The following is a 24,901-nucleotide window of genomic DNA, read 5'->3' on the forward strand; positions in this document are numbered from 1 at the left end:
CATGGCATCTTCAACGGGTTTCAATTCCGGTCTCGACATCGGCAAATCCTACTACGTCGCCACCGCCAATCCGGCGCCGGACCATCCAGCGCTCGTCGGCGATGCCGAAACCGACCTGGTCGTCGTCGGCGGCGGCTGCACCGGGCTGTCGGCCGCCCTTCACGCCGCCGAACGCGGGCTGAAGGTGGTGCTGCTCGAAGGCGGCAAGATCGGCTGGGGCGCATCGGGCCGAAATGGCGGCCAGATGATCCCCGGCCTGCGCAAGGGCGCCAAGGGTCTGGTCAAGCTCTACGGAGCCGAGCGGGCCAAGGTGCTGTTCGACCTCGCTTTCGAGGCGCGCGGCCTGGTGCTCGACATCATCGAACGCAATGCCATCGAGTGCGATCTCAGGCTGACCGGCCATCTGGTCGGCGCGGTCAACGGATCCGACCTCAGGGATCTGGAAGAAGAGGCCAAGTGCCTCGAGAGCGTGATGAAATTCCGCGATGTCGAGATACTCTCGGCGGCGGCGGCTCGGGCCAAGGCCGACGCGCCTTATCATGGCGCCATGTATGAGCCGCTCGGCGGCCACATGCATCCGCTCAACTACACGCTTGGGCTTGCCCGCGCGGCTGTCGCGGCCGGGGTGGTCATCCACGAAAACTCGGTGGCCGTGAAGCTGGAGCGCGAGCCCTCGATCCGGGTCTCGACGGCAAAGGGATCGGTGCGGGCCAGACATGTCGTGCTGGCGGGCGACGCGCTGCTCAACGGGCTGGAGCCGCGCGTCAACAGTCGCATCATGCCGGTCGGCAACTACATTGTCGCCACCGAGCCGCTGGAGGGCGCGCGCAACGTCATCCCGGCCAATGTCGCGGTGTCCGACACACGCTTCGTCGTCAACTATTACCGGATGTCCGCCGATGGACGCCTGCTGTTCGGCGGCGGCGAGCGCTACACGCCGTCACCGCCGGCCGACATTGCCGGCTTCGTGCGGCCGCACATGGAGAGCACCTTTCCGCAACTCAAGGGCTGCCGCATCGACCATGCCTGGGGCGGGCTGGTGTCGGTAACGACGTCGCGGCTGCCGCATGTCGGGCACTATGGCGAGGTCTATTTCGCGCACGGCTATTCAGGCAAGGGCGTCATCCTGTCGACGCTCTCGGGCAAGCTTTTGGCCGAGGCGATCACCGGCGATGCCTCACGGCTCGACCTGTTCTCGACGCTGACACCAATGCCGTTCCCGGGCGGCACGGCGCTGCGCGGGCCGCTCTATGTGCTGGGCATGCTGTGGTACGCGATGCGCGACCGGATCAAGCATTGAGGGCGCTATTTAGACGCTGGCGGGCCAACGCCAGGGAAGCCTAACAGCCCTCTTTCAGACGACAAAGAAATCCTCGACACGCTGTCTGGCCTCAAGCAGCGCAGGCAAGATCTCCCGCTCCATATCCGCGACGGAAAACCGTGCCGACTGGGTCGAGACATTGATCGCCGCGACCGTGCGCCCAGCGCGGTCGCGGATCGGCACGGCGATGGAGCGCAGGCCGAGTTCCAGCTCTTCGTCGACGATGGCGAAGCCATCCATTCTGGCTTTGGCAATGGCCTTTGCCAGCAACGGTCTTTCAACAATTGTCTTCGGCGTCCGCCGCTCGACCGTTGCCTTACGGAAGAACGCGTCCAATTCCGCCGGTGTCAGCCCCGCCAGCAGCATCCGCCCCATCGAGGTGCAATAAGCGGGTAGCCTGGTGCCGACATCGAGCGATACGCTCAGGATCCGCCGGCCGGGAATGCGGGCGACATAGACGACATCTTGGCCCGACAGGATCGCTGCAGAGCAGGCCTCGTTCAGCTGCGCGGCGACCGCGCGCATGATCGGCGCGGCGAAGCTCCACAGCGAGGCGCCGCCGAGCCAGGTGCGGGCAACGGTCAGCAAGCGCGGGGACAGGGAGAACACACGCCCCGATTGCGTCGCATAGCCGGTAGCGGTGAGCGTCAGCAGGAATCGCCGGGCGCCGGCACGGGTCAGGCCGGCTTGTTCGGCCATTTCGGTCAGGGTCATGCCGGAGGGATGGCGGGCCAATATCTCCATCACGCCGAGTCCGCGCTCGAGCGAGCCGACGTGATCACGGGAAACGGTCTCGTTGTCCATCTCATCTCTCGGTCCGGGCGATCTCGCCACGATTGACACCCCGGCTCAACGGAGTTTAGAAAGTATCGCATTCAATACATGTGTTCGCAATACGAACTCTTGGACTCTGGGAGTCGCCGCGATGGTCAAGTTCCTGCCGCTCAAACAGGCCGTGGCCGAGAACCTGAACGATGGCGACACCGCTGCCTTCGAAGGTTTCACCCACCTGATCCCGACGGCTGCGGCGCATGAGGCGATCCGCCAGGGATATCGCGACCTGACCCTGATCCGCATGACGCCGGACCTGATCTACGACCAGATGATCGGCATGGGCATGGCCCAGAAAATCGTCTTCTCCTATGTCGGCAATCCCGGTGTCGGCCTGCTGCGGCGCGCCCGCGATGCGATCGAGAACGGTTTTCCCCGCTCGATCGCGGTCGAGGAACACAGCCATGCCGGCATGGCCAATGGCTACGAGGCGGGTGCGGCCGGCCTGCCCTGCGCGGTGTTCCGCGGCTATCGCGGCACGGGGCTGGCTGATGTCAATCCGAACATCAAAGCGGTGACCTGTCCGTTCACCGGCGAGATGCTGGCGGCCGTGCCTTCCATCCGGCCCGATGTCACTTTCATCCATGCGCAGAAAGCCGACCGAAAAGGCAATGTGCTGGTCGAAGGCATCATCGGCGTCCAGAAGGAGGCGGTATTGGCGGCGAGGCGCGCGGTGGTGACGGTGGAGGAGGTGGTCGACAATTTTGACGATCTTCACCCCAATCTGACTGTGCTGCCCCGCTGGACGATCGCGGCGATCTCGGTCGTGCCCGGCGGCTCGCACCCCTCCTATGCCCATGGCTATTATGCGCGCGACAATGCCGCCTATATCGAATGGGACGAGGTCGCGGCCGACCGCGAGAAATTCCGGGCCTGGATGCAGGCAAACGTGATCGAGAAAAGTCCCGACGATTTCGCGGCCCGGGTCTCGCATCTGCGGAACGCGGCATGAGCGACAATCAGCTGGGCTTCACCCCCAACGAGATGATGACGATCGCCGCGAGCCGGGCGCTGAGGAATGACGATGTCTGCTTCGTCGGCATCGGCGCGCCGTCCGCGGCATGCAACGTCTCGCGGCTGACGCATGCGCCCGACATCACCTTGATCTATGAGAGCGGCACGATCGGTACGGCGCCCGACGTGCTGCCGCTGTCGATCGGCGATGGCGAATTGTGCGAAACCGCCGTCACCACCGTCGCGGTGCCGGAGATGTTCCGCTACTGGCTGCAGGGCGGCCGCATTTCCATCGGGTTCCTCGGTGCGGCGCAGCTCGACAAGTTCGGCAACATCAACACCACTGTGATAGGCGACTATTTCCATCCCAAGACCCGACTGCCCGGCGGCGGCGGCGCGCCGGAGATCGCGACATCGTCGAAGGAGATCTACATCACTATGGCGCAGACCAAGCGCGGCATGGTCGAGAAGATCGACTTTGTCACCTCCTTCGGCCATGGCGAGGGCGGCGATCATCGACAGCGGTTGGGCATCGAGACCGCGGGCCCCACGCTGCTGATCACCGATCTTGCCATCTGGAAGCCCGATCCGGTGACCAAGGAATTCACGGTCGTGTCGCTGCACCCCAAGGTAACCCGTCAGCAGGTGCAGGAGAGCTGTGGCTGGGTTGTTAAGTTCGCCGAGGCGCTTGACGAAACACCCGCGCCAAGCGAACTCGAACTGAAGACATTGCGCGACCTGCAGGCCCGCACCAAGGCGGCGCATGAGGGAACCGGAAAAACAAAGGCTGCATAAAATGGCCGAGGCCTACATCTGCGACTACATCCGCACGCCGATCGGCCGCTTCGGCGGTTCGCTGTCTTCGGTTCGTGCCGACGATCTTGCCGCCATCCCGCTGAAGGCTTTGCTCGAGCGGAATCCCGGGATCGATTGGCAGCGGATCGACGACGTCGTCTATGGCTGCGCCAACCAGGCCGGCGAGGACAACCGCAACGTGGCGCGCATGGCCTTGCTGCTAGCTGGGCTGCCGAAGGAGATACCAGGCTCGACGGTCAATCGTCTGTGCGGCTCGGGCATGGACGCGCTGACCATCGCGGCGCGTGCCATCAAGGCCGGCGAGGCGGAACTGATGATCGCGGGTGGTGTCGAATCGATGAGCCGCGCGCCTTTCGTCATGCCCAAGGCTGACACGGCGTTCTCGCGCAATGCCGAGATCTATGACACCACCATCGGCTGGCGCTTCGTCAACCCGCTGATGAAGAAGCAATACGGCGTCGATTCCATGCCGGAAACCGGCGAGAATGTGGCGGAAGACTTCGCTGTTTCCCGCTCGGACCAAGATGCCTTTGCCGTGCGCAGCCAGGACAAGGCGGTCGCGGCCCAAGCCAATGGCCGGCTGGCGAAGGAGATCACCCCGGTGACCATCCCACAGCGCAAGGGAGATGCGGTCACTATCAGCAAGGATGAACATCCTCGCGCCGGCACAACCGTCGAGGCGCTGGCCAAATTGCCGACGCCGTTCCGGCAAGGTGGCACGGTGACGGCCGGCAATGCGTCTGGTGTCAATGACGGCGCTGCGGCGCTCATTGTTGCCTCGGAAGCGGCGGTGAAGACATGCGGGCTGACGCCGATCGCCCGTATTCTTGGCGGGGCCGCCGCCGGGGTCGCGCCGCGCATCATGGGCATCGGTCCGGCGCCGGCGACGCAGAAACTTTGTGCGCGGCTTGGCCTGACGCCGGAACAATTCGATGTCATCGAACTCAACGAAGCCTTTGCCTCGCAAGGCATCGCCGTGCTGCGCCAACTCGGCATCGCCGAGGATGCGCCGCACGTGAACCCGAATGGCGGCGCCATCGCACTTGGCCATCCCCTGGGCATGTCGGGCGCGCGCATCTCCGGCACGGCGGCGCTGGAGCTGCGCGAGCGCGGCGGCCGCTATGCGCTGGCCACCATGTGCATCGGCGTCGGCCAGGGCATTGCCATCGCGCTCGAACGGGCCTGAGCAATCGCTCTTCCTGGCAGGCCAGGAGAGTGGATATGCTCGATCCTGCCAAATTTGACCATGTGGACAAAAGTCCGGACCCGTTCCATAGTTCCCCGTCTGATTTCAGGAACGGCCGGCTCGACACGGCTGTCAAACAGAGGGGCACTTCAATGGAAGACCGGAAGAACAGATCTCATTCGATGCGCGAAGGGCTGTCGCGACGCAACGTGCTGGAGCTGGGCGCGCTTGGCCTGGCCGCGACGATGCTGCCGGGTGCGGCCTTCGCGGCGGGCAAAAAACTGAAGGTGGCGGCGATCTTCGCCACGCCGATCGAGGAACCCTGGGACAACCAGATCCACGTCGCCCTGCAGAAGGCCGAGAAGGAACTGGGCATAGAATATAAATGGTCGGAGAAGGTCCAGACCGCCGACTTCAGCCGCGTCATGCGCGAATATGCGCAGGGCGGCTACCAGCTGGTGCTGGGCGATGCCTTCGCCGCCGAGCGTGAATCGCGCCGCACGGCCAAGCAGTTCCCCAAGACAGCCTGGCTGTTCGGCTCCGGCGCCGGGCCGGCCGAGCCGAATTTCGGCGTGTTCGACAACTGGATCCACGAGCCCGCCTATCTCTCCGGCATGATCGCAGGCAAGATGTCGAAGTCGGGTACGGTCGGCGCGGTGGCGGCGATGGGCATTCCGGAAGTGAACCGGCTGGTCAACGCCTTCTTCGCCGGCGCCAAGGAGGTCAACCCGAACGTCAAGAGGAAGGTCGCCTTCATCGGCTCCTTCTTCGATCCGCCCAAGGCCAAGGAAGCCGCGGTGGCGCAGATCGATGCCGGCGTCGATGTCATCTATGCCGAACGCTTCGGCGTCATCGAGGCGGCGGTGGAAAAGAAGATCTTCGCCATCTCCAACATGTCCGACCAGTCGAGCCTCGGCCCCGACACCGTCATCACCGGTCCGGTCTGGGACATGTACCCGACGGTCGAGCAGGCGATCAAGCTGGTCAAGGCCGGGGTCTACACCGCGCAAGACTATGGCGATTTCTCGCGCATGGCCAAGGGCGGTTCGTATCTGGCGCCCTTCCACAAGTTCGACAAGACTTTGCCCGCCGAGGTCAAGGATCTGGTCGAGAAGAAGAAGGCCGAGATCCTGGAAGGCAATTTCCGGGTGGATGTGGACGAGAATACGCCGGTCTCGGATTGACGCCATGATTGAGGGGCTGGCGCGTGGCGCCCCCCTCTGGCCTGCCGGCCGTCTCCCCCCTCAAGGGGGGAGATCAGATGTCACTTCGGCTTTCGCCAATCGCCGACCTTGAAACATAAGCGAAGTCGGCGAAGCTGCCAATCTCCCCACTTGAGGGGGAGATGTCCGGCAGGACAGAGGGGGGTGCAGCGCCGCCCTCCGCAGCTAAGGCCGGATCGGAAAAATCAGGAGCATTCTTGTCCGCCCCTCTCATTGAAATGCGCGGCATCACCAAGACCTTCGGCGCCGTCAAGGCGAACGAGGCTGTGGATCTCAGCGTGGCGCCGGGCGAAATCCTCGGGCTGCTCGGCGAGAACGGCGCCGGCAAGACGACATTGATGAACGTGCTGTTCGGTGCCTACGCGCCGGATGCCGGTGAGATCCTGATCCAGGGCCAGCCAGTCAGGATCACCAGCTCGGCCGATGCGCTGGCCGCGGGCATCGGCATGGTGCATCAGCATTTTCATCTGGCACCACGGCTCACCGTGCTGGAAAATCTGCTCATTGGTATTCCGGGCAAATCGGGACGGATCGACCGCGGCGGCGGGCTGGCGCGGCTTGCCGAAATCAGCAGCCGGCACGGGCTGACGCTCGATCCCAATCTGCCGGTCTCGGCGCTGTCGGTCGGCGAGCAGCAGCGGCTGGAGATCGTCAAGGCGCTGTTTCGCGGTGCCAAGCTCTTGATCCTTGACGAGCCGACGGCGGTGCTGGCACCGAGCGAGGTAGACGGACTGTTTTCGGCCCTGCGCTCGATGGCGGCGCAAGGCCTGGGCATCATCTTCATCTCGCACAAGCTCAACGAGGTGCGGGCGCTGACGCATCGCTGCACCGTGCTGCGGCATGGCCGCGTCGCCGGCCGTGTCGACGATCCGGCCAACACGACGTCGGCTGCAATGGCTGAACTGATGTGCGGCCATGAGATCGTGCCGCCGGCAAGGGGATCGTCGACGCCCGGCGCCGATGTGCTGACGCTCGACGGCATTTCTACCTCGAAGCATTCCGGCACGGCGTTGTGCGATGTGTCGCTTGCGGTTCGTGCCGGCGAAATCTTCGGCATCGCCGGCGTCTCCGGCAATGGCCAGCGGGCGCTGGCGGAGGTGATCTCCGGCGTGCTGGCGCCCGAGACGGGCCGAATGACGATAGCCGGCAAACAGGTGGCAAAATTCTCGCCGCGCGAGGTGCAGGCGCTCGGCCTTGGCCGCATCCCGGAAGATCGCATGACGACGGGGCTGGTCACCAATTTGCCGCTCGCCGATTCAATGGTGCTGCCGCGCATCGGCACTTCAGCCTTCTCCGCCAAGGGCCTGCTCAAGCCGGATGCGATCCGCGCTTTCGCCGAGGAACAGATCAAGGCCTATGACATCAGATGTCCCGGGCCGATGACGCGCGCCGGCGCGCTGTCCGGTGGCAATCTGCAGAAAGCGCTTCTGGCGCGCGAGCTTGCTTTCGATCCGAAGGTGCTGATCGTTTCACAGCCGACACGTGGCCTCGACATCGGTGCGGCGCGCTTCATCCATGAAAAATTCCTCGACATGCGCGCCAAGGGCTGCGGCATCATCGTCATCGGCGAGGATCTGGAGGAACTGCTGGTGCTCTGCGACCGCATCGCGGTGATGTATGAGGGCCGCATCGTCGGCACGCTGGACAGTGCCGATGCGACCGTCGCCCGGCTCGGCCTGCTGATGACCGGCGCGGAGGGCCACTGATGTTCCGCCTCGAAGTCCGCACGTCCACGCCCGCCTGGTTCAACCTCGCGCTGCCGCTGCTGGCGATCGTCGCCACGCTCATCCTGTGCAGCGGCCTGATCGCGCTGGCCGGGGCCGGGGTGTTCGAATCCTACGGCGTGATGTTCACGGCCTCGCTTGGCGACAGCTACGCCGTCACCGAAACGCTGGTCCGCGCCGCCCCGATGATCTTTACCGGACTTGCGGTAGCGGTCGCCTTCCGCGCAAAGTTCTGGAACATCGGCGCGGAAGGGCAATTGCTGGCCGGCGCGGTGGCGAGCTGTTTCGTTGGTGCGATCCCGATGCCAGGATCGCTTGCCATGCTTTTCATGGCGCTGGCGGGGGCGGCCGCGGGCGCGGCGGTCGCGCTGGTGCCTGCGACGCTGCGGGTAAAGTTCAAGGTCGACGATGTCGTGAGCTCCTTGCTGCTCAACTCGGTCATCTATTATGCCCTGATGGCACTGATCGAGGGACCGTGGAAGGACAGCTTCAGCGGCTATCCGATCTCGCCGCCGATCGAGGATTCGGCGAACTTTCCGGTGCTGATCGAAGGCACACGGCTGCATCTCGGTGTCGTCGCGGCGCTGATCGCGGCCCCGGTTATCTGGTTCCTGATCGTGCGCACGACGCTGGGCTTCCGGATCAGGGTCACCGGCGAAAACCCGGAAGCGGCACGCTATGGCGGCATCCATGTCGAGCGCGTGCTGCTGTCGACGGCGCTGCTGTCGGGCGCGTTGGCGGGGCTGGCCGGCGTCGGTGAGGTCGGCGGCGTGCATTTCCAGGTGATGAGCGATATTTCGCCGGGCTACGGCTATTCCGGCATAGTCGCCGCCATGCTGGCGCGGCTCAACCCGCTCGGCGTCGTGCCGGCGGCGATCTTCCTTGCAGCCGTGATGACCGGCGCCGAGGCGATGTCGCGCGCGACCGGCGTGCCGGCCTTCCTCAGCGACGTCATCCAGGGCACGGCGCTGCTCGCCATGCTGGTGGCGCTGCTGTTCACGGCCTATCGCATCCGCCGCGTCGGAGCCGCCGGATGAGCGCGGTGTTCGAGCAGATTTTTCAGGTCGGCTTTCTCGCCGCCATCATCCGCATCGCCACGCCGCTGGCCTTCGCCACGCTCGGCGAGATGTTCTCCGAACGGGCCGGCGTGCTCAATCTCGGCATCGAAGGCATCATGCTGCTTTGCGCCATGACCGGCTTCACCGCCACCAGCCTCAGTGGAAGCCTGTGGCTGGGTGTCCTGGTGGCGGTGCTGACCGGCATGCTGATGGGCGCGCTGCATGCGCTGTTCACGGTAGTGCTCGGCCTCAGCCAGCATGTCTGCGGTATCGGCGTCACCCTGTTCTCGTCGGGGCTGGCCTATTTCCTCTACCGGCTGATCTTCGGCCAGCAATCGGTGCCGCCGAGCATCAAGGGTTTTCAGACGCTGCCGATCCCGGTGCTCTCGGACATTCCCGTGCTGGGACCTGCGGTGTTCAACCAGTTCGCGCTGGTCTACATGGCCATCCTGGCCATTCCTCTGGCGGCCTTCATCCTTTATCGCACCCCGTGGGGGCTGTCGGTGCGCATGGTCGGCGAGAACCCGCGCGCCGCCGACTCCGCCGGCGTCGGCGTGATTGCCACGCGCTTCCAGGCCGTCATTCTCGGCGGCGCCCTGATGGGGCTCGCTGGTGCTTTCCTGTCGATGGCGCAGTTCAACGCCTTCACCTTCGGCGTCGTTTCCGGGCGCGGCTGGGTGGCGATCGCGCTGGTCGTCTTCGGCCGTTGGGATCCCTGGCGCTCGGCAGGGGCCGCGCTGCTGTTCGCCTTCGTCGATGCCTTGCAATTGCGCATGCAGGCGAGTGGGCTCGGACACATCCCCTATGAGGCGTTCCTGATGCTGCCGTTCATCTTCACCATCGTCGCCATGGCCGTCATGTCGCGCAACGCGGTGGCGCCATCGGCGCTGCTCAAGCCGTTTCGAAGGGAAGAGCGTTAGGCGAGTAGGATTTGGTGTCCTTCCTATCCTCCGGAGGGGGAGAGGAAGGGCGTCAAGCTGTCCCGGAATAAAGAACCTGGACCTTGGGACGCTCACATCATACCGCCGCGCTCTTCCGATCGATTGCCTGGAACCCCATGCTCCCAGCAACTTCACACCAATTTTTGGCGGTCGACGAGAAAATAATTCTGCCAGTTGCCCAAAAATAGCAATCGACAAAGTCTACAAGTTTTATAGATTAAGCGGCGAGACGGAGGTCGACATGTCCTATTTCCAGAACGCCCAGACCGACAGCAACGGCCAGCGAGTGGCCAATGCCCAGGGCTTTCGCCCGGCCTATGCCGGCGCTTTCGCCTACCTCGTCTTTGCCCTTGCGTTCGTGTTCACCGGGGCAGTCGTGCTGGGCCTTATTCCCTAAGGCGCGGGATCGACAGGGGCTGCTGCCCCACAGCTTTCAGGCAATCGGAGTTGAACCGGATCCCGGAGCGTCTCGCGCGCCTGAGGATTCGCATTTCACAGCATCAGTGATTCCAGTGATGGAGGAGATGACAATGCCGATCGAATTCACGCATGTACCCGGCAAGACCGCCGACGCGGCGGTTCCGTTTTTCTATGACTTCGCCGAGACCTCGACCAAGCTCGGGCTGATCGAGGACGGCGGTTTCCAGAAGATCGTCGTCGACGATTCCGCCGGGCTGCTGACCAACATGGATCTGGCCTCGCAGGTGCTCAACCGCACCGCTTCGCTGGAAGTGGTGCTCACCCACTGGGCCGGCGTGATCGAACCCACGGTCGCTGCCCGCCAGCTGGCGTCCATCGACAGGGAGAGCGGCGGACGGCTGACGCTCAGGATGATCAGCGAGCCCTTGAACGACGACGATGCCGAGACACGGCCGGTCGGACATGGCGTCGTCTGGCAGCGCATCGACGAATATCTGGTGCTGTTGAAGCGGCTATGGTCGAACGACCGGCCCTTCGATCACGAAGGCGCGTTCTACAGCATCAAAAGTGGTTATGTGCCGCGCAAGGGCCCGCATGGCGCCGACCTCGTGGTCCGCATGGGCGGGCAATCCGGAACGGCGCTGAAGGTGGCCGGCCGGCATGCCGATGTCTTCGAACTGGCGCCGGGGCCGATCGACGATATCAGGCAATTGATGGAGCGGGCACGTGGCGCCGCGGCCGAACATGGCCGTGCGGGCAAACTGCGCTTCGCGCTTCCGGTCAGGATCCACCAGGGTGTTTCCGCCGCCGGCCACAAGGCGGTCGACCTATCCGGCCCGCCGGCCCAAGTCGCGCTGTCGCTGCTCGCCTATGCCGGGCTCGGGATCGATGAGTTCATGATCGTCGGCGTCGACACGCCACTCGAAATCGCGACGGCCGGCCGGGAAACATTGGCGCTGCTGCGCAACTCCCTGGCGCGCCGGGAGGCCAGCGAGTTCCAGCCTGGAGCTTACGCGCCTCGCTCAGGATTGGAGACGCGAGCAGCGGGGTGAAGCCCATCAATCGTCTGCTGCTTCAGGCTGTCGCCAAGCCGCGACAGGCCTTCAATGACGGCGTCCGAATCGGCCAGCACGCCGAAGACGCCGTCCTCGACCGTCACCATGTGCAACGCCGCTTCATGCGCTTGTCTGTCGCCGCTGGCGCAGGCGTCCGAAACCGTCAGGCACTGGAAATTGCGGTCACAGGCCTCGCGCAGCGTGGTGTGGACGCAGACGTCCGTCGTGCATCCGGAAAACATCAGATGCGTGATGCCTTGCGCCCGCAGCACAAGCTCGAAATCCGTATAGGTGAAGGCGCTGTTGCAGGTCTTGTCGACGATGATGTCGTGCGGCGCGACGTCGATCTCCGGGACGATCTGGAACCCAGCGCCTGAGCGCAGCAGGACGTCGGTGCCGTCGAGGCCGGAACGCTTGCGGCGCCATTTCTCGTAGGGCGTCATGTCCGCCATGTCGGCGCGGTAACCCTGTCTTGTGTGGATGACCGTGACGCCGGCTTTGCGCGCGGCCGCGATCAGGCGGTTCACGGCGGGCAGGATCGCCCGCAGCGGCGAGGGGTCATACCCCTTCCTGGCGAAATAGCCCGATGTCGACAGGAAATCCTGTTGCAGGTCGATGACGACGAGCGCGGTGTTTTCGGCAACCAGCCTGCCGTCATAGGGGTAGTCGAAGGGTGTCGCCTTGATCATCCGGAGCTCCTTGCCGCCGGCTCACCCTAGCGTGTCCGCATCGATGCGGCGACACCGGATGCCGACATCGTGTGGCCCGGGACCGAGGTCGCCGGCGCGGATCGGCCGGCTGCGCGGGTGAGGGCCCGTACGCGGCAACAATGGCACCGGCCCCGGAGCGTTTCAGGTTTTTGCGGTGCATTCCCATCTTAAATCTTGACTAGTAATATCAAGTTTCATAGTCAACCGGGCACCTGCCTCCGCAGCCAGGATGGGAATGCGGCGGCGGGGCTGGAGAAATGCCGTGACCATGGCCGAAGCCGATAGCCAGACCGCATTCGATATCGATGCCGTGCGTTTCGCCGTCGGCGAACGGACGCTGCTCGGTCCGGTCTCGCTCGAATTGCGGCGCGCGCGCGTCTACGGGCTGATCGGCCATAACGGTTCGGGCAAATCGACGCTGATCAAGCTTTTGGCGCGCCAGCAGCCGGCAAGCTCCGGCGCCATCACTTTCGCCGCACGGCCGCTATCGCAATGGGGCGCGCGCGAGCTGGCGCGGGCTCTTGCCTATCTGCCGCAGACGACGCCGGCGGCGACGGGCTTGACCGTGCGCGAGCTGGCAACGCTCGGACGCTATCCATGGCATGGGGCGCTTGGCCGTTTCGGCGCCGAGGACAGGCGCCATGTCGAGCAGGCGCTTGTGCTGACCGACATGGAAGGGTTCACTGAGCGGCTGGTGGATGAATTATCCGGCGGCGAGCGCCAGCGCGCCTGGCTGGCCATGCTGGTGGCGCAGAATGCCGGCGTCATGCTGCTCGACGAGCCAATCTCGGCGCTCGACATCGCGCATCAGGTCGAGGTGCTGGGCCTGGTCAGGGAGCTCAGCCGCAAGCGCGACCTGTGCGTCGTCGTGGTGCTGCACGACCCCGACATGGCGGCGCGTTACTGCGATGAGCTGATCGCGCTGAAGGACGGCAGGCTGCTGACGCGCGGCACACCGGGCGAGATCATGCGGAGCGATGTGCTCAAGGACATTTTCGGCGTCGAGATGGGTGTGTTCGCGCATCCCGTCACTGGCCAACCCGTCGGCTATGTGCAGTGAAGTCGTCGCCGGCGGTTGCAGGAACCGGCAAGCGGCTGGCCGCCGTGAGAACAAGGAAGAAGCTCATGTCGAGATATGGTTTGTTGGCGGCGTTGGTCGCATCGCTTGTCCTGGGGGCGACCGGCGCCACGGCCCAGGAGCAACCGGCCGGCTCTTCTCCAGCGGTTGAGGCCCCTGCCGCGCCGGCACAAGCTGCACCGGCTGCCATGGCGCCCGTGCAGCCAGCCGGCCAGCCGAGCGCGACAACGCCGGCCGAGGTCGCGCCTGCCGGGACGATGGACCTGAACCTGCCGCATGACCTGTCGCCATGGGGCATGTTCAAGGCCGCCGACATCATCGTGAAGGCGGTGATGACTGGATTGGCTTTCGCGTCGCTCGTTACCTGGACGATATGGCTGGCCAAATCGCTGGAGATTTTCGGCGGCAAGCTGCGCCTCCGCCGTGCCGTCCGCGCGATCGGCGATGCCGCCACGCTGAAGCAGGCGAGCCGCGCGCTCGACCGCTGTGGCGATCCCGGCGCGCTCCTGGTGCGGGCAGCGGAAGAAGAGGCCGCGCTTTCGGCCAATGCGCTCGACCACGTCGGCGGCGACGGACTGAAGGAACGGGTCAGCTCGCGCCTGTCGCGCATCGAGGCGGCTGCGTCGCGGCGCATGTCGCGCGGCACCGGCCTGCTGGCGACGATTGGTTCCACCGCGCCTTTCGTCGGCCTGTTCGGCACCGTCTGGGGCATCATGAACGCCTTCATCGGCATCTCGCAGGCTCAGACCACCAATCTCGCCGTGGTCGCGCCGGGCATCGCCGAAGCGCTGCTGGCCACCGCGATGGGTCTGGTCGCGGCAATCCCAGCGGTGGCGATCTACAACGTTTTCGCCCGCTCGATAGCCGGCTACCGGCAGATCCTCGCCGACGCCTCGGCCGGCGTCGAACGGCTGGTCAGCCGCGACCTTGATTTCCGCACGATAGCGCCGGCGACAGCCTTGGCGGCGGAGTAGCGGGAGCGACGCCATGGGGAGCAGAATTCGACAGACCCTGGACGACGACCTCGAGGAAAGCCACGAGATCAACGTCACGCCCTTCATCGATGTCATCCTTGTGCTCCTGATCATCTTCATGGTCGCCGCACCGCTGGCGACGGTGGATGTCAATGTCGACCTGCCCGGTTCGACCGCGACGCCGGCGCCGCGACCGGAGACGCCGCTGTTCCTGACGCTGAAGAACGATCTCAGCCTGGCGATCGGCAACGACACGGTGCCGCGCCCGGCTTTTGCCGCCACGCTCGACAGCCGCACCAAGGGCGACAAGCAGACGCGGATATTCCTGCGAGCCGACAAGGCGGTCGCCTATGGCGAGCTGATGGAGGCGATGAACCTGCTGCGGGCCGCCGGCTATCTGAAGATCGCGCTGGTCGGCCTGGAGGCCGCGCCGGCAGGTGATATCGCCGCACCGGCGCCAGGCAAAGCGGCCGCTCCATGACGCCATCCGCCGCCTCGCCCACGGTGGTGCTGTCGCGCTTCGACTGGCGCGACCTTGGCCTATGGGCATGCGCGGCGGTGCTGATGCTTGGGGCTCATGTCGCGGTCGCGTATGCCGTGCAGAATTTCAATCCAGTCGACCTGTCGGATGGCGGACCGCCGCCGGCCCTAGTGGTCGAGATGGCGCCGATGATGGTGACGCCGGCGGTGCCCGAACAGGCCGCGATGCCCGACGCGGCCATTCCCGACCGGGCCGAGCCAGTCGAACAGACCGAGAAGGCAGCCGAGCCCGAGCCTGACAAGGTGGTCGAGCAAGCGGAGCCTGTTGCCGAAGCGGAGATGGTGCCGCCGAACGAGCTAACGGAGATGACGAAGGCCGAACCGGTCGAACAGCCGCCGCTGCAACAGGTCGTCCCCGATGTCGAGACCGTCGCGCCGGAGGCTGTCTTTCCGCTGCCGCGGGCAAAACCGACGGAACGGCGCAAGGAAAAGAAACCGGCCGAAGCCAAGGTCAAAAAGCCGGTCGACAAGCCCAAGCCAAGGCCGAAGAAGGAAAAGGCCGAGCCACCGAAGACGGCAAGTACCGCCAGCGCCGAGGCCAAGCCTGCCGCCAAGGCGGCGGCGCCGAGATCGGCGGCCGGGTTCTCGGGTGTCAGCCCGGCCAAATGGGAATCGCGGCTGACGGCGTGGATCAATCGCCACAAGCGCTATCCGAGCGCCGCGAAATCCCGGCGCGCGCAGGGCAATGTGAACGTGACTTTTACAATGGACCCATCCGGCCGGGTTCTGTCGGCCCGGGTCGCCCGTTCGTCCGGCGATGCCGAACTCGACCGAGCAGCACTTGCGGTGCTGCAGGGCGCGACCGTGCCGGCGCCACCGGCGGAACTCGGCCCGCGCGTCAGCCGTACAGCGCCATTCGTGTTCAGTTTGCGGGACTAATGCCCCTCAAATCCGTGCGAGCCGTCCCGCAAGCCCGACAATTGCATCGCGCTACGCTGTTCTTGGCTGAGCGTGGTTGTCTTTCGGGTGTGCCTTGGGGTGCATCGGATTGCCGCTGAGCTGCGCGTGTCGTGCCGGCCGTGCGCCGCGCAAGACGTCGAAGGCTTCGGCATAGGCCATACCGAGCAGATAGGAGATCATGGGGAAGCGGCTCGCTTCGGCCATCTGCACCAGCTCATTGGTCATCGTCGCGATATATTGGAGACTGTCGAGCTCTGACTGACGTAAGGCCTGATTTGACATGTTCTGCTCCTGTCATCGAATGGAACTTTAGGGAATGCGTACTGGCTGCACTAGATGTACTACGCCGGCTAATTGATCGATCGACCGGCCGAATGCGGATCAAGTTCCGGGATTGAGAGGGTCAACGCATAGATGGGCGCGTCGGTGAGGCGGTCGAGGCCCAGAAGGCGCTTGATCGCCGAATGGCTCAGCGCCGCCGTGGGGCAGGCCGACAAGCCGTGCCTTGTTGCCGCCAACGTCATGTTCTGGCCAATGTTCACTTTCTTGGTCATTTTCGTCCCTTTCCCCGACCCCCAGGGATCTGTTGAAAGATCCCGGAAAGGGATCCGCGGAAGAAAGGTAAGGTCGGAAGAGTTACTGGTTTGTTAAAACTGTAGTAAATCAGCTATGAGCTAAAATATCTTTCTTGGCTAGAAAGTCTAAAAAATCGATTTTACTCAGATATGGAGTAGGCAATCGCTGGCATACGCTTTTTCGGGATATTCTTGTTCTTATTCAGCGTAAGCAAGCGGCTAACCCAGCCCGTCCCGAGCGAGGCTGACGACGAGCTGGTCGAGGCTGGGATCATCGAGCCTGACGACATGCGCCATGCGGATCGCATGCCTGGGCCGGATATTGGACCTATCCTGCCGCATGATGACCGACACGAATGCCGGCCCGGCTTCGGTCAGAAGCATGGCCTTGCCTGTCAGCACCGGTTCGGAGATAGGCGCCCATTGCACCGAGATCAGCGACGGCTCGCCTGTCTGGCGGCGGTTGACGCCGCTGAAATAGATCCAGTTAAGGCGCGAGATCGCCACGCCATAATGATTGCCGCGTGCCCGCGCCCATGTCGAGCCATGATGCTCCGACCATCCGGTGACCCTGCGGAACGTGACCAGCTCGGCTTCGCGACGCACGAAGGTGATCGCCCGCACCAGCAGATCGGATCTGCCGGGGATCGAAAAATAGGTGAAATAGGTGCCGCCCGCAATCGACGGAGCGGGCGGCCGGATCATCTGGGTGAACAGGCTTTCGGAGATCGGCGGCAGACCGGGAGCCGCGGGCGAGGGGGCGCCGGGGTCCCGGTACAGCTCGGCTTCGTCGACGCGGAAATAATCGCAGATCAGCTTGGCGGTGGCCTTGTTGGGCACGGTCTGCCCTTGCAGGTAACGCTCGAATTGTGTGCGGTTGATGCCAAGCTCGCGGCATACCGCGCTGACAGAAGCATGGTCCTTGCAGAGCCGCCTGAGATTTGCAGCAAGATTCTGGCGAATGGACACTAGTTTGCTTTCGCAGGCGGATACTTCATTTCGACTCGGAATCCGTATAGCGCTTTCGGTCGGCCCCGCCGAAACGCCCTGTCACAACACACAGAAAAAACTGATTTGAGAACGCCACTCTAATGGGGCGGCTTCCAAAAAAAATAGCGCCTACCGGACACCGGCCATCGCCATAAGTCCAATTGACAACCATTTCGCCTCGGAAACGGCGAAATGCCATTTGGCCATTTTTGGGGGGATCGGGGCTACGCCTTGCATCGCGCCGTGGCGGATGCCGGCCGCGCCTTGCCGGGACGGTCAAAAGCCGGACGATTATTCCGCTGGTGGAGCTGAGGAGGATCGAACTCCTGACCTCGTCATTGCGAACGACGCGCTCTCCCAGCTGAGCTACAGCCCCGTCCAGCGGATGGCGCATTTATCGGGCGCCGCGGTTTCCTGTCAAGGCGGCGCTTCACCGAAAAACCGGCTGCCGGTCGCGTGGCGGAACCCTGCCCTTGCCGGTTTGGCGCGTAATGGCTACATGTCGGCAACAATTGGAGTCCGGCATGCTCGCCCTCATACAAACCATCGTCATGGCGCTCGACCTCTATTGGTGGGTGATCATCGCCTCGGCGATCTTTTCCTGGCTCTATGCCTTCAATGTCGTCAACTCGCGCAACCAGTTCGTCGGCAGCATCGGGAACATGCTCTACCGCCTGACCGAGCCGGCGCTGCGGCCGATCCGCCGCTTCATGCCCGATCTTGGCGGTATCGACATCTCGCCGATCATCCTGTTGCTGATCCTGTTCTTCCTCAGGCAGTTCATTCTCACCACGGTCGCGCCGCTGCTGCTGGCCTGACGATCGCATGAGCGCGCCGTTCCGCATGCGCGAGAACGGCGTCGATCTGTTCGTGCGGCTGACGCCGAAGTCTTCCGTGGACCGGCTCGACGTTGTAGAAACATTGGCGGACGGACGAAGTCACGTGAAGGCGCGGGTCCGCGCCGTGCCGGAAAATGGTGCCGCCAATCAAGCGCTGGAGAGGCTGGTCGCCAAGGCGCTAGGTGTTCCGGCATCGGCCGTTTCGGTCGCCGGCGGTACGGCCCGCCTCAAGACGTTGCGAATATTGGGTGATCCGGAGGCGCTGGTAACAGGTGTCGAAGCGCTTTTCCAAAATTGAGATGCAGGCAGACAGCGCCCCCCTCTCTCCTGCCGGACCCGGTCCTGCGCCGTCGCTCCGGGCATTGGTCGTTCGGAAGCCAATCAGTTGGCTTCCGTCCGCTGCGCGGACCACTCCTTATCCCCGCTTGGGGAGAAATTGGCGGTTTCGGCGCCGGCTCATCAATCGCCCAGCGGCAAACGGGGGTCGTCGACCTTCAGCGTGTTCACGCTCTGCTTGATGCGGCGCAGGTTCTCCAGCACCTTCGGTCCGCGTGTCTCGGCGACCGAGGTCACGATCATGTCGACGATCGCCAGCAACGCGTAACGTGACGATGTCGGCTTGTAGATGTTGCCGTCCTCGAACGGCTGCAGGTGGATGACAGTGTCGGCGACCTTGGCCAGTGCGGAGTCGGGCGCGGTGACCGCCACCGTGGCGGCGCCATATTGTTGGGCGACCTGCACCGCCTCGATGACCGAGCGCGCATAGCCGGAGACCGAGAAGGCGACCACCGTGGTGTCTGGCGTGGCAACGGCGGCATACATGCGCTGCAACTGTCCGTCGATCTGTGCCAGAACCGGCAGGCCGAGCCTGAACAGCCGGTTCTGCATTTCGGTCGCCATCATCGAGGAAATGCCACCCGAACCTATGCACAGCACATTGCCTGATGCCGCAAGCCGCGCGGCGACGTCGACCAGCGTCGTCATGTCGAGGTTCTCGCTGGCGCGCTGGATGGCTGTAACCGCCGCTTCGGTGATGGTCGAGGCAATGCGCTGTTCGCGGGCGTCGCGGCTCAGTGGCTCCGGCGACAGATACTGGCCGCCGATGGCGATGGCCTGGGCCAGGTAGAACTTGAAGTCGCGCAACCCCTCGCAGCCGAGATTGCGGCAGAAGCGGGTGACCGTCGGTTCGCTGACGCCGACCCGCGCGGCGATCTCGGAGATCGCGGCCTTGGAGGCGAAGTCGAGGTCGGACAGGACGAGGCTCGCCAGCCGGCGATCCGACTTGGTGCCGTCCTGCGACATCAGCTGCAGCCGCGTGATGATATCGGCCGGCGTCTTCATATCCGCGTTTCCGCCGTCATCTCAGCGGCAGGCCCGTCGCCGTGTCGAACAGATGGATGTTGCCGGGGTCGACCGAGACCGGCAGCAGGTCGCCCGGCCGCACCGGCACCCGTTCGCGGAACACGGCGCGCACCGTATCGGTGCCAATGGCGCCGTAGACATGGGTTTCGGAACCGGTCGGCTCGACCACATCAACCTTGAGCGTCATGGCGTCGGTGGCTTCACCGACGATGAAATGCTCCGGCCGGATGCCCGCCTCAACGACACTGCCTGCCGGCACCGGGTCGCCGGCAAGCGCAAGCCGGCCGCCGCCGACCGACTCGAACCAGGTCGTCCCGGGCGTCGTCTTCAGTGCCCCGGACACAAAACTCATCGACGGCGAGCCGAGGAAGCCGGCGACGAACTTGTTGGCCGGCCTGTCATAGAGCTCCAGCGGCGGCCCGACCTGCTGGATCCTGCCGCGGTCCATCACGACGATGCGGTCGGCCATGGTCATGGCCTCGATCTGGTCGTGGGTGACGTAGACTATGGTGGATTTCAGCCGCTGGTGCAGCGCCTTGATCTCGGTGCGCATCTGCACGCGCAACTGCGCGTCGAGATTGCTGAGCGGCTCGTCGAACAGGAACACCGAGGGTTCGCGCACGATGGCGCGGCCCATGGCGACACGCTGGCGCTGGCCGCCCGAGAGCTGGCGGGGATACCGGTCGAGATAGGAGAACAGGTTGAGGACGCCGGACGCCTTCTTGACCTTCTGGTCGATGGCGGTGCGGCTCTCGCCCCGGATTTTGGGACCGAAGCCGATATTGTCGGAAGCCTTCAGGTGCGGGAACAGCGCGTAGGACTGGAACACCATGGCGATGTTGCGCTGCTGCGGCGGCAGCTCGTTGGCGCGCGTGCCACCGATCAGGAGGTCGCCGGAACTGATGGTCTCCAGGCCCGCCAGCATGCGCAGCAAGGTCGACTTGCCGCAGCCGGACGGGCCGACGAGCACGACGAACTCGCCGCTTTTGATGTCGAGGCTGATCTCCTCGAGGATCTTGTGCTGGCCGAAGGATTTCGAGAGGTTGCGAAACTCGACGTCGGTCATGGTCACGCTCCCAGTATGTCGTCGATGAACGGCAGGCAGCCGGCGGTCAATCCCGCATCCACGGGCATCACCACGCCTGTTACGCCCGAGGCGCGGTCGGAGGCAAGGAAAGTCACCGCTTCGGCGACTTCGGAGGCGTTGACGATGCGGCCGAGCGGATAGAGCCGCTGCAGCTTGCCGATTATGTCAGGGTTCTTGGCAAGGCGATGGTCCCAGGCGGCGGTGCGAATCGATCCGGGGCAGACGACATTGGCGCGCACGCCGCTACGGCCGAGCTCGACGGCGATCGACTTGGCATAGGCGTTGATGCCGGCCTTGGCGGCGGCGTAGGCCGGATTGCCGAAATGCGCGATGGCGTTGACGGAAGAAATGAAGACAACGCTGCCCGAACCGCGTGCAGCCATCGCCTTAACCAGCGGGTCGGCGAAAGTCATCACACCGGTCAGGTTGAGGTCGAGCTCATGTTCGATCGTGTCCGCCGTCAGCGCATCGAGCGTTTCGGCGCGCGTCCAGCCGGCATTGTTGACCAGGATATCTGGCACGCCGTCCCGGTCGAGAACGGCGGCGATCCCCGCCTCGATGGAAGCCCGGTCGAGAAGGTCGAAGACATGCCGCGAGGCAAGGTGCGGGCTCGCCAGCGCCTCCTCTGATTGGTCGCAGCCGACCACCCGCGCGCCCCTGCCGGCCAGCAGTGCGACGATCGCCGAGCCAAGGCCGCCACCGGCGCCGGTGACGACGGCGGTCCTGCCTTCGAATTCGGCTCTCGAAATCACGGCGCTTGCTCCTCCCGCAGGTCAGGCACATGCCGGAGAGGCTAAAGAACAGGATGTAATTAAGCAACATATTAATCCGCTTGCGCGCGGGGAATTCATCGATAATGTAGGAAAGTCACATAAATCTTGTGCCGGCACCGGCACAAGGAGCGCGAATGCGCGAAACAATGGGAGAGATCGGATGAACCTTGCGAAATGGACTGCCGGCCTGATGGCCGGAATGGGCATTCTGGCCTTCGCGGCGCAGGCAGAGGCCGGCGAAGTGCGGGTTACCGTCGCCGAATACAGCGCCAAGACCGGTCCGTATTTCGAGCAGGTCAAGAAGGAGTTCGAGGCGAAGAACCCTGGCATCACGGTCAAGTTCGAGGTGGTGCCGTGGGATGTGCTCTTGCAGAAGCTGACCACCGACATCACCGCCGGCACCAACGCCGATCTCTCCATCATAGGCACGCGCTGGCTGATCGACTTCGTCCAGCAGGACGTCGCCGAGCCGCTCGACAGCTACATCACGCCCGAATTCAAGGGTCGCTTCATCGACACCTTCCTGTCGCCCTCGATCATGGGCGGCAAGACCTACGGCCTGCCGATCGCCGCCTCGGCGCGCGCCATGTATTACAACAAGGAGCTGTTCGAGAAGGCCGGCATCGCCAAGCCACCGGCAACCTGGACCGAATTGCAGGAGGATGCTCGCAAGATCAAGGCGCAGGGTGCCTTCGGTTTCGGCCTTCAGGGCAAGGAGATCGAGACCGACGTCTATTACTACTACGCGATGTGGTCGCAGGGCACCGAGATCCTCAACAAGGACGGCACGTCGGGCCTGAGCACGCCGGGCGCGCTCGAAGCGGCCAAGCTCTACAAGTCGATGATCGACGAGGGGCTGACGGAGCCCGGCGTCACCTCCAACAATCGCGAGGACGTGCAGAACCTGTTCAAGCAGGGCAAGGTCGGCATGATGATCACGGCGCCCTTCCTGTCCAACCAGATCAAGGACGAGGCGCCGAGCCTCAAATATGGCGTTGCCGCCATTCCGGCCGGTCCGACCGGTGCGCGCGGCACCTATGGCGTCACAGACTCCATGATCATGTTCAAGAACTCCAAGAACAAGGACGAGGCCTGGAAGCTGATGGACTTCCTGTTCACCACGGAACAGCGCGCCAAGTTCACGCAGGGCGAAGGCTTCCTGCCGGTGAACAAGGAAGAGGCCAAGATGGACTATTACGTCAACAACGCCGACCTGGCCGCCTTTACCGCCCTGCTGCCGGATGCCCGTTTCGCGCCGGTCATCCCAGGCTGGGAAGAAGTTGCCCAGATCACGTCGGATGCCATGCAGAAGATCTATCTCGGCGGCGATCCCGAAGCAGGCTTGAAGGAAGCGGCGGCGAAGGCCAACGCAGTGCTGAAGAAGTAGGGGCCGCGCCCCACAAATAGGGCGTATCTCCCTGCGCCCGTGGCGCGCCCCCGACTCAGGTGGGGCGCGCCACATTTCCAAAACAGACATTTGGCTGCGCTCCACGTAAATAACGAAGACTGACAAGCAACCACTTTGGACGAATTGTCGACGTCAGCGCCGCCCCTCATTGCCCTGCCGGGCATTTCTCCCCGTATAGTGACGGGGAGAAAGGGCGGCCGGCATCTCGGAGCCCTTTCTGGACGCTGGTGACTGGCGAAAGCGGTAATGAAAGCTCCCCTCTCCCCGTCTCTATACGGGAGAGGATGCCGGCAGGCAGGTGAGGGGCGGCGCCGACGCCGGGGAAGAGTTCGAAACCGAGCGCCTGGGAAGAACAGGTCAACTGGCCAACCAGTGCTACTGATGCCTCGCAACGCGGTGTAAAATCAGCCGATGCAAAATCGCTTCCTGCCCTACCTCCTGACCTTGCCCAGTCTGTTCCTGGCGGCGGTGGTCATCTTCTGGCCGGTCTGGGACCTGATCCAGATCGCCACGCATGACGTCAATCGCTTTGGTCAGCTGCGCGAGTTCAGCGGTCTTGCCAATTTCGCCGCGCTGGCCGCGGATCCCGACTTCGTCGCCGCGCTCTGGCGCACGGGGCTGTGGACGGTGCTGGTGGTCGGCGGCGCGCTGCTGCTCTCGGTCCCGGTGGCGATGATCCTCAACACCGATTTCTATGGGCGTGGCCTTGCCCGCGTCATCATCATGCTGCCCTGGGCAGTGTCGCTGACCATGACGGCCGTGGTCTGGCGCTGGGCGCTGAGCGGTGAAAGCGGCATGCTGAATTCGGCGCTGATCGGACTTGGCCTGATCGACCACAACATCCAGTGGCTTGCGAGCGCCGAGACGGCGTTTCCGATGCAGGTGCTGATCGGCATATTGGTGACGGTGCCGTTCACCACGACGATCTTTCTCGGCGGCCTGTCGTCGATCCCGGACGATCTCTACGAGGCGGCGGCGCTCGAAGGGGCAACGCCGCTGCAGCAGTTCCGCGAGATCACCTTTCCGCTCCTGAAACCCTTCATCAACATCGCCATCGTGCTCAACACCATCTACGTCTTCAACTCGTTCCCGATCATCTGGGTGATGACGCAGGGCGGGCCGGCCAACTCGACCGACATACTGGTCACCCACCTCTACAAGCTGGCATTCCGTATCGGCAAACTCGGCGAGGCGTCGGCGGTCTCGCTGGTGATGTTCGCCATATTGCTGATCTTCACCATGATCTATGTGCGCCTTGCGATGCGGGAGCAGCGCGCATGAAGGCCAAGCTGAAGCGCACCATCATCGCCTGGCTGCTGCTGGCGCCCTTGATCGTGGTGACGATCTTTCCCTTCGCGGTGATGTTCCTGACAGCGGTCAAGCCGCGTACCGAAGTGCTGACGCCGACCTGGTGGCCGAGCGAGTTCCGGTGGTCGAATTTTGCCGACATGTGGGTGGCGACAGGCTTCGGCCGGGCGCTGGCCAATTCGCTCTATGTGTCTGTCATCGCCACCGTTGGCGCCATCCTCATATCCGTCCCGGCGGCCTATGCCATGTCGCGCTTCCGCTTTGCCGGCTATGGAGCGTTCCGCCAGTTCCTGCTGATCTCACAGATGATCTCGCCGATCGTGCTGGTGCTCGGCCTGTTCCGGCTGATGGCTGCCTGGGGACTGGTCGAATCGACCACCGCGCTCGGCTTCATCTACATGGCCTTCAACGTCGCCTTCACCGTGTGGATGCTGCAGAGCTATTTCGACACCATTCCGCGCGACCTCGAGGAGGCGGCCTGGATGGAAGGCGCCGGCCGCTGGCTGACGCTGCGAAAAGTGTTCCTGCCGCTCTGCCTGCCGGCGATCGCGGTGACGGCGATCTTCACCTTCATCAATGCCTGGAACGAATTCGTCGTGGCGCTTACCATGCTGCGCAGCCAGGAGAGCTATACGCTGCCGATCCAGGTGTTCTCGCTGGTTGCCGGGCGCTACACGATCGAATGGCACCATGTCATGGCGGCGACGCTGCTGGCGACGCTGCCGGTGGCGATTCTGTTCATCTGGCTGCAGCGCTATCTTGTCCGGGGCTTGGCGCTCGGGGCTGTCAAATAGCAATCCCAGCAATACCGGGGGATGTGCCCAGCGG

Annotated in this window: 27 protein-coding genes and 1 tRNA gene; 19 read left to right on the top strand and 9 right to left on the bottom strand. The window is 64.1% G+C overall.

The genetic code is table 11. The features are described from left to right. Position 1 precedes the first annotated feature (1 nt). On the top strand, positions 2 to 1,300 hold the full coding sequence (locus FJ943_RS03470; RefSeq protein WP_181174480.1) for an FAD-binding oxidoreductase: 1,299 nt from the start codon (positions 2 to 4) through the stop codon (positions 1,298 to 1,300). A 54-nt stretch (positions 1,301 to 1,354) separates the two neighbouring features. On the opposite strand, the gene FJ943_RS03475 is transcribed toward FJ943_RS03470, so the two are convergent. Further along, positions 1,355 to 2,125, bottom strand: a complete 771-nt coding sequence (locus FJ943_RS03475; protein ID WP_140719806.1) for an IclR family transcriptional regulator C-terminal domain-containing protein — start codon at positions 2,123 to 2,125, stop codon at positions 1,355 to 1,357. A 121-nt stretch (positions 2,126 to 2,246) separates the two neighbouring features. Between FJ943_RS03475 and FJ943_RS03480 the strand changes: the two genes are divergently transcribed. The 9 genes from FJ943_RS03480 (at position 2,247) to FJ943_RS03520 (ending at position 11,526) form a co-directional block, all read left to right on the top strand. Beyond that, a complete protein-coding gene (locus FJ943_RS03480) occupies positions 2,247 to 3,104 on the top strand; it encodes a CoA transferase subunit A (protein ID WP_140719808.1) in 858 nt (285 codons plus the stop codon). Beyond that, positions 3,101 to 3,901 carry a CoA-transferase subunit beta gene (locus FJ943_RS03485; RefSeq protein ID WP_140719810.1) on the top strand — a complete coding sequence of 267 codons (801 nt, stop codon included), beginning with the start codon at positions 3,101 to 3,103 and terminating at the stop codon, positions 3,899 to 3,901. The genes FJ943_RS03480 and FJ943_RS03485 overlap by 4 nt, the downstream gene beginning before the upstream one ends. A 1-nt stretch (position 3,902) precedes the next feature. After that, positions 3,903 to 5,108: a 3-oxoadipyl-CoA thiolase gene (gene pcaF, locus FJ943_RS03490; protein ID WP_140719812.1), complete on the top strand. Its 1,206-nt coding sequence runs from the start codon at positions 3,903 to 3,905 to the stop codon at positions 5,106 to 5,108. 152 nt (positions 5,109 to 5,260) lie between these two features. Then, positions 5,261 to 6,292: a BMP family protein gene (locus FJ943_RS03495; protein WP_140616526.1), complete on the top strand. Its 1,032-nt coding sequence runs from the start codon at positions 5,261 to 5,263 to the stop codon at positions 6,290 to 6,292. A 236-nt stretch (positions 6,293 to 6,528) separates the two neighbouring features. Then, positions 6,529 to 8,037 (top strand): ABC transporter ATP-binding protein, encoded by a 1,509-nt coding sequence (locus FJ943_RS03500; protein WP_140719814.1) that lies wholly within the window; start codon positions 6,529 to 6,531, stop codon positions 8,035 to 8,037. Continuing rightward, positions 8,037 to 9,092 carry an ABC transporter permease gene (locus FJ943_RS03505; RefSeq protein WP_140719816.1) on the top strand — a complete coding sequence of 352 codons (1,056 nt, stop codon included), beginning with the start codon at positions 8,037 to 8,039 and terminating at the stop codon, positions 9,090 to 9,092. The genes FJ943_RS03500 and FJ943_RS03505 overlap by 1 nt, the downstream gene beginning before the upstream one ends. Beyond that, positions 9,089 to 10,033 carry an ABC transporter permease gene (locus FJ943_RS03510; protein ID WP_140719818.1) on the top strand — a complete coding sequence of 315 codons (945 nt, stop codon included), beginning with the start codon at positions 9,089 to 9,091 and terminating at the stop codon, positions 10,031 to 10,033. The genes FJ943_RS03505 and FJ943_RS03510 overlap by 4 nt, the downstream gene beginning before the upstream one ends. A 262-nt stretch (positions 10,034 to 10,295) precedes the next feature. Further along, a complete protein-coding gene (locus tag FJ943_RS03515; protein ID WP_015315103.1) occupies positions 10,296 to 10,451 on the top strand; it encodes a hypothetical protein in 156 nt (51 codons plus the stop codon). A 133-nt stretch (positions 10,452 to 10,584) separates the two neighbouring features. After that, complete coding sequence (locus FJ943_RS03520) at positions 10,585 to 11,526, top strand: LLM class flavin-dependent oxidoreductase (protein ID WP_140719820.1); 942 nt, start codon at positions 10,585 to 10,587, stop codon at positions 11,524 to 11,526. Here the strand turns inward: FJ943_RS03520 and FJ943_RS03525 are convergent. Further along, positions 11,484 to 12,218 carry an isochorismatase family cysteine hydrolase gene (locus tag FJ943_RS03525; protein WP_140719822.1) on the bottom strand — a complete coding sequence of 245 codons (735 nt, stop codon included), beginning with the start codon at positions 12,216 to 12,218 and terminating at the stop codon, positions 11,484 to 11,486. The two genes, FJ943_RS03520 and FJ943_RS03525, sit on opposite strands and share 43 nt — an antisense overlap. Before the next feature lie 289 nt (positions 12,219 to 12,507). Here FJ943_RS03525 and FJ943_RS03530 point away from each other — a divergent pair, with 289 nt between their 5' ends. From FJ943_RS03530 to FJ943_RS03545, 4 genes are all read left to right on the top strand, one after another. Continuing rightward, complete coding sequence (locus tag FJ943_RS03530; protein ID WP_181174508.1) at positions 12,508 to 13,299, top strand: ATP-binding cassette domain-containing protein; 792 nt, start codon at positions 12,508 to 12,510, stop codon at positions 13,297 to 13,299. 65 nt (positions 13,300 to 13,364) lie between these two features. Continuing rightward, positions 13,365 to 14,291, top strand: coding sequence for a tonB-system energizer ExbB (gene exbB, locus FJ943_RS03535; RefSeq protein ID WP_140719826.1), 927 nt, complete (start codon positions 13,365 to 13,367; stop codon positions 14,289 to 14,291). A 13-nt stretch (positions 14,292 to 14,304) separates the two neighbouring features. Further along, a complete protein-coding gene (gene exbD / locus FJ943_RS03540; protein ID WP_140616534.1) occupies positions 14,305 to 14,772 on the top strand; it encodes a TonB system transport protein ExbD in 468 nt (155 codons plus the stop codon). Further along, a complete protein-coding gene (locus FJ943_RS03545) occupies positions 14,769 to 15,710 on the top strand; it encodes an energy transducer TonB (protein ID WP_140719828.1) in 942 nt (313 codons plus the stop codon). Before exbD ends, FJ943_RS03545 begins: the two co-directional genes overlap by 4 nt. A 51-nt stretch (positions 15,711 to 15,761) precedes the next feature. Here FJ943_RS03545 and FJ943_RS03550 read toward each other — a convergent pair whose 3' ends face one another. The 4 genes from FJ943_RS03550 to FJ943_RS03565 form a co-directional block, all read right to left on the bottom strand. Then, positions 15,762 to 16,013: a hypothetical protein gene (locus FJ943_RS03550; protein WP_015315110.1), complete on the bottom strand. Its 252-nt coding sequence runs from the start codon at positions 16,011 to 16,013 to the stop codon at positions 15,762 to 15,764. 68 nt (positions 16,014 to 16,081) lie between these two features. Next, on the bottom strand, positions 16,082 to 16,285 hold the full coding sequence (locus FJ943_RS03555; protein ID WP_246671822.1) for a nitroreductase family protein: 204 nt from the start codon (positions 16,283 to 16,285) through the stop codon (positions 16,082 to 16,084). A 240-nt stretch (positions 16,286 to 16,525) separates the two neighbouring features. Further along, positions 16,526 to 17,275, bottom strand: coding sequence for a helix-turn-helix transcriptional regulator (locus FJ943_RS03560; protein ID WP_140719830.1), 750 nt, complete (start codon positions 17,273 to 17,275; stop codon positions 16,526 to 16,528). Positions 17,276 to 17,596: 321 nt separating this feature from the next. After that, positions 17,597 to 17,672 (bottom strand) — tRNA-Ala (locus FJ943_RS03565). Positions 17,673 to 17,820: 148 nt separating this feature from the next. Between FJ943_RS03565 and FJ943_RS03570 the strand changes: the two genes are divergently transcribed. After that, positions 17,821 to 18,114, top strand: a complete 294-nt coding sequence (locus FJ943_RS03570) for a YggT family protein (protein WP_015315112.1) — start codon at positions 17,821 to 17,823, stop codon at positions 18,112 to 18,114. A 7-nt stretch (positions 18,115 to 18,121) separates the two neighbouring features. Next, positions 18,122 to 18,433, top strand: a complete 312-nt coding sequence (locus tag FJ943_RS03575; RefSeq protein WP_140719832.1) for a DUF167 family protein — start codon at positions 18,122 to 18,124, stop codon at positions 18,431 to 18,433. Positions 18,434 to 18,594: 161 nt separating this feature from the next. Here FJ943_RS03575 and FJ943_RS03580 read toward each other — a convergent pair whose 3' ends face one another. Genes FJ943_RS03580 through FJ943_RS03590 form a run of 3 tightly spaced genes read right to left on the bottom strand, consistent with a single transcriptional unit; the run spans position 18,595 to position 21,336 of the window. After that, on the bottom strand, positions 18,595 to 19,476 hold the full coding sequence (locus tag FJ943_RS03580) for a MurR/RpiR family transcriptional regulator (RefSeq protein ID WP_140662492.1): 882 nt from the start codon (positions 19,474 to 19,476) through the stop codon (positions 18,595 to 18,597). Between the two features lie 16 nt (positions 19,477 to 19,492). Next, positions 19,493 to 20,563, bottom strand: a complete 1,071-nt coding sequence (locus FJ943_RS03585; protein ID WP_140719834.1) for an ABC transporter ATP-binding protein — start codon at positions 20,561 to 20,563, stop codon at positions 19,493 to 19,495. A gap of 2 nt (positions 20,564 to 20,565) precedes the next feature. Beyond that, positions 20,566 to 21,336, bottom strand: coding sequence for an SDR family oxidoreductase (locus tag FJ943_RS03590; protein WP_140719836.1), 771 nt, complete (start codon positions 21,334 to 21,336; stop codon positions 20,566 to 20,568). A gap of 181 nt (positions 21,337 to 21,517) precedes the next feature. Here FJ943_RS03590 and FJ943_RS03595 point away from each other — a divergent pair, with 181 nt between their 5' ends. The 3 genes from FJ943_RS03595 (at position 21,518) to FJ943_RS03610 (ending at position 24,867) form a co-directional block, all read left to right on the top strand. Further along, on the top strand, positions 21,518 to 22,744 hold the full coding sequence (locus tag FJ943_RS03595) for a sugar ABC transporter substrate-binding protein (protein WP_140662496.1): 1,227 nt from the start codon (positions 21,518 to 21,520) through the stop codon (positions 22,742 to 22,744). Positions 22,745 to 23,176: 432 nt separating this feature from the next. Then, positions 23,177 to 24,046, top strand: a complete 870-nt coding sequence (locus tag FJ943_RS03605) for a sugar ABC transporter permease (RefSeq protein WP_015315118.1) — start codon at positions 23,177 to 23,179, stop codon at positions 24,044 to 24,046. Next, complete coding sequence (locus FJ943_RS03610) at positions 24,043 to 24,867, top strand: carbohydrate ABC transporter permease (protein ID WP_015315119.1); 825 nt, start codon at positions 24,043 to 24,045, stop codon at positions 24,865 to 24,867. The genes FJ943_RS03605 and FJ943_RS03610 overlap by 4 nt, the downstream gene beginning before the upstream one ends. Positions 24,868 to 24,901: the final 34 nt, after the last annotated feature.

It is taken from the genome of Mesorhizobium sp. B2-3-10 (assembly GCF_006442275.1).
In the GTDB taxonomy this organism is placed as follows: domain Bacteria; phylum Pseudomonadota; class Alphaproteobacteria; order Rhizobiales; family Rhizobiaceae; genus Mesorhizobium; species Mesorhizobium australicum.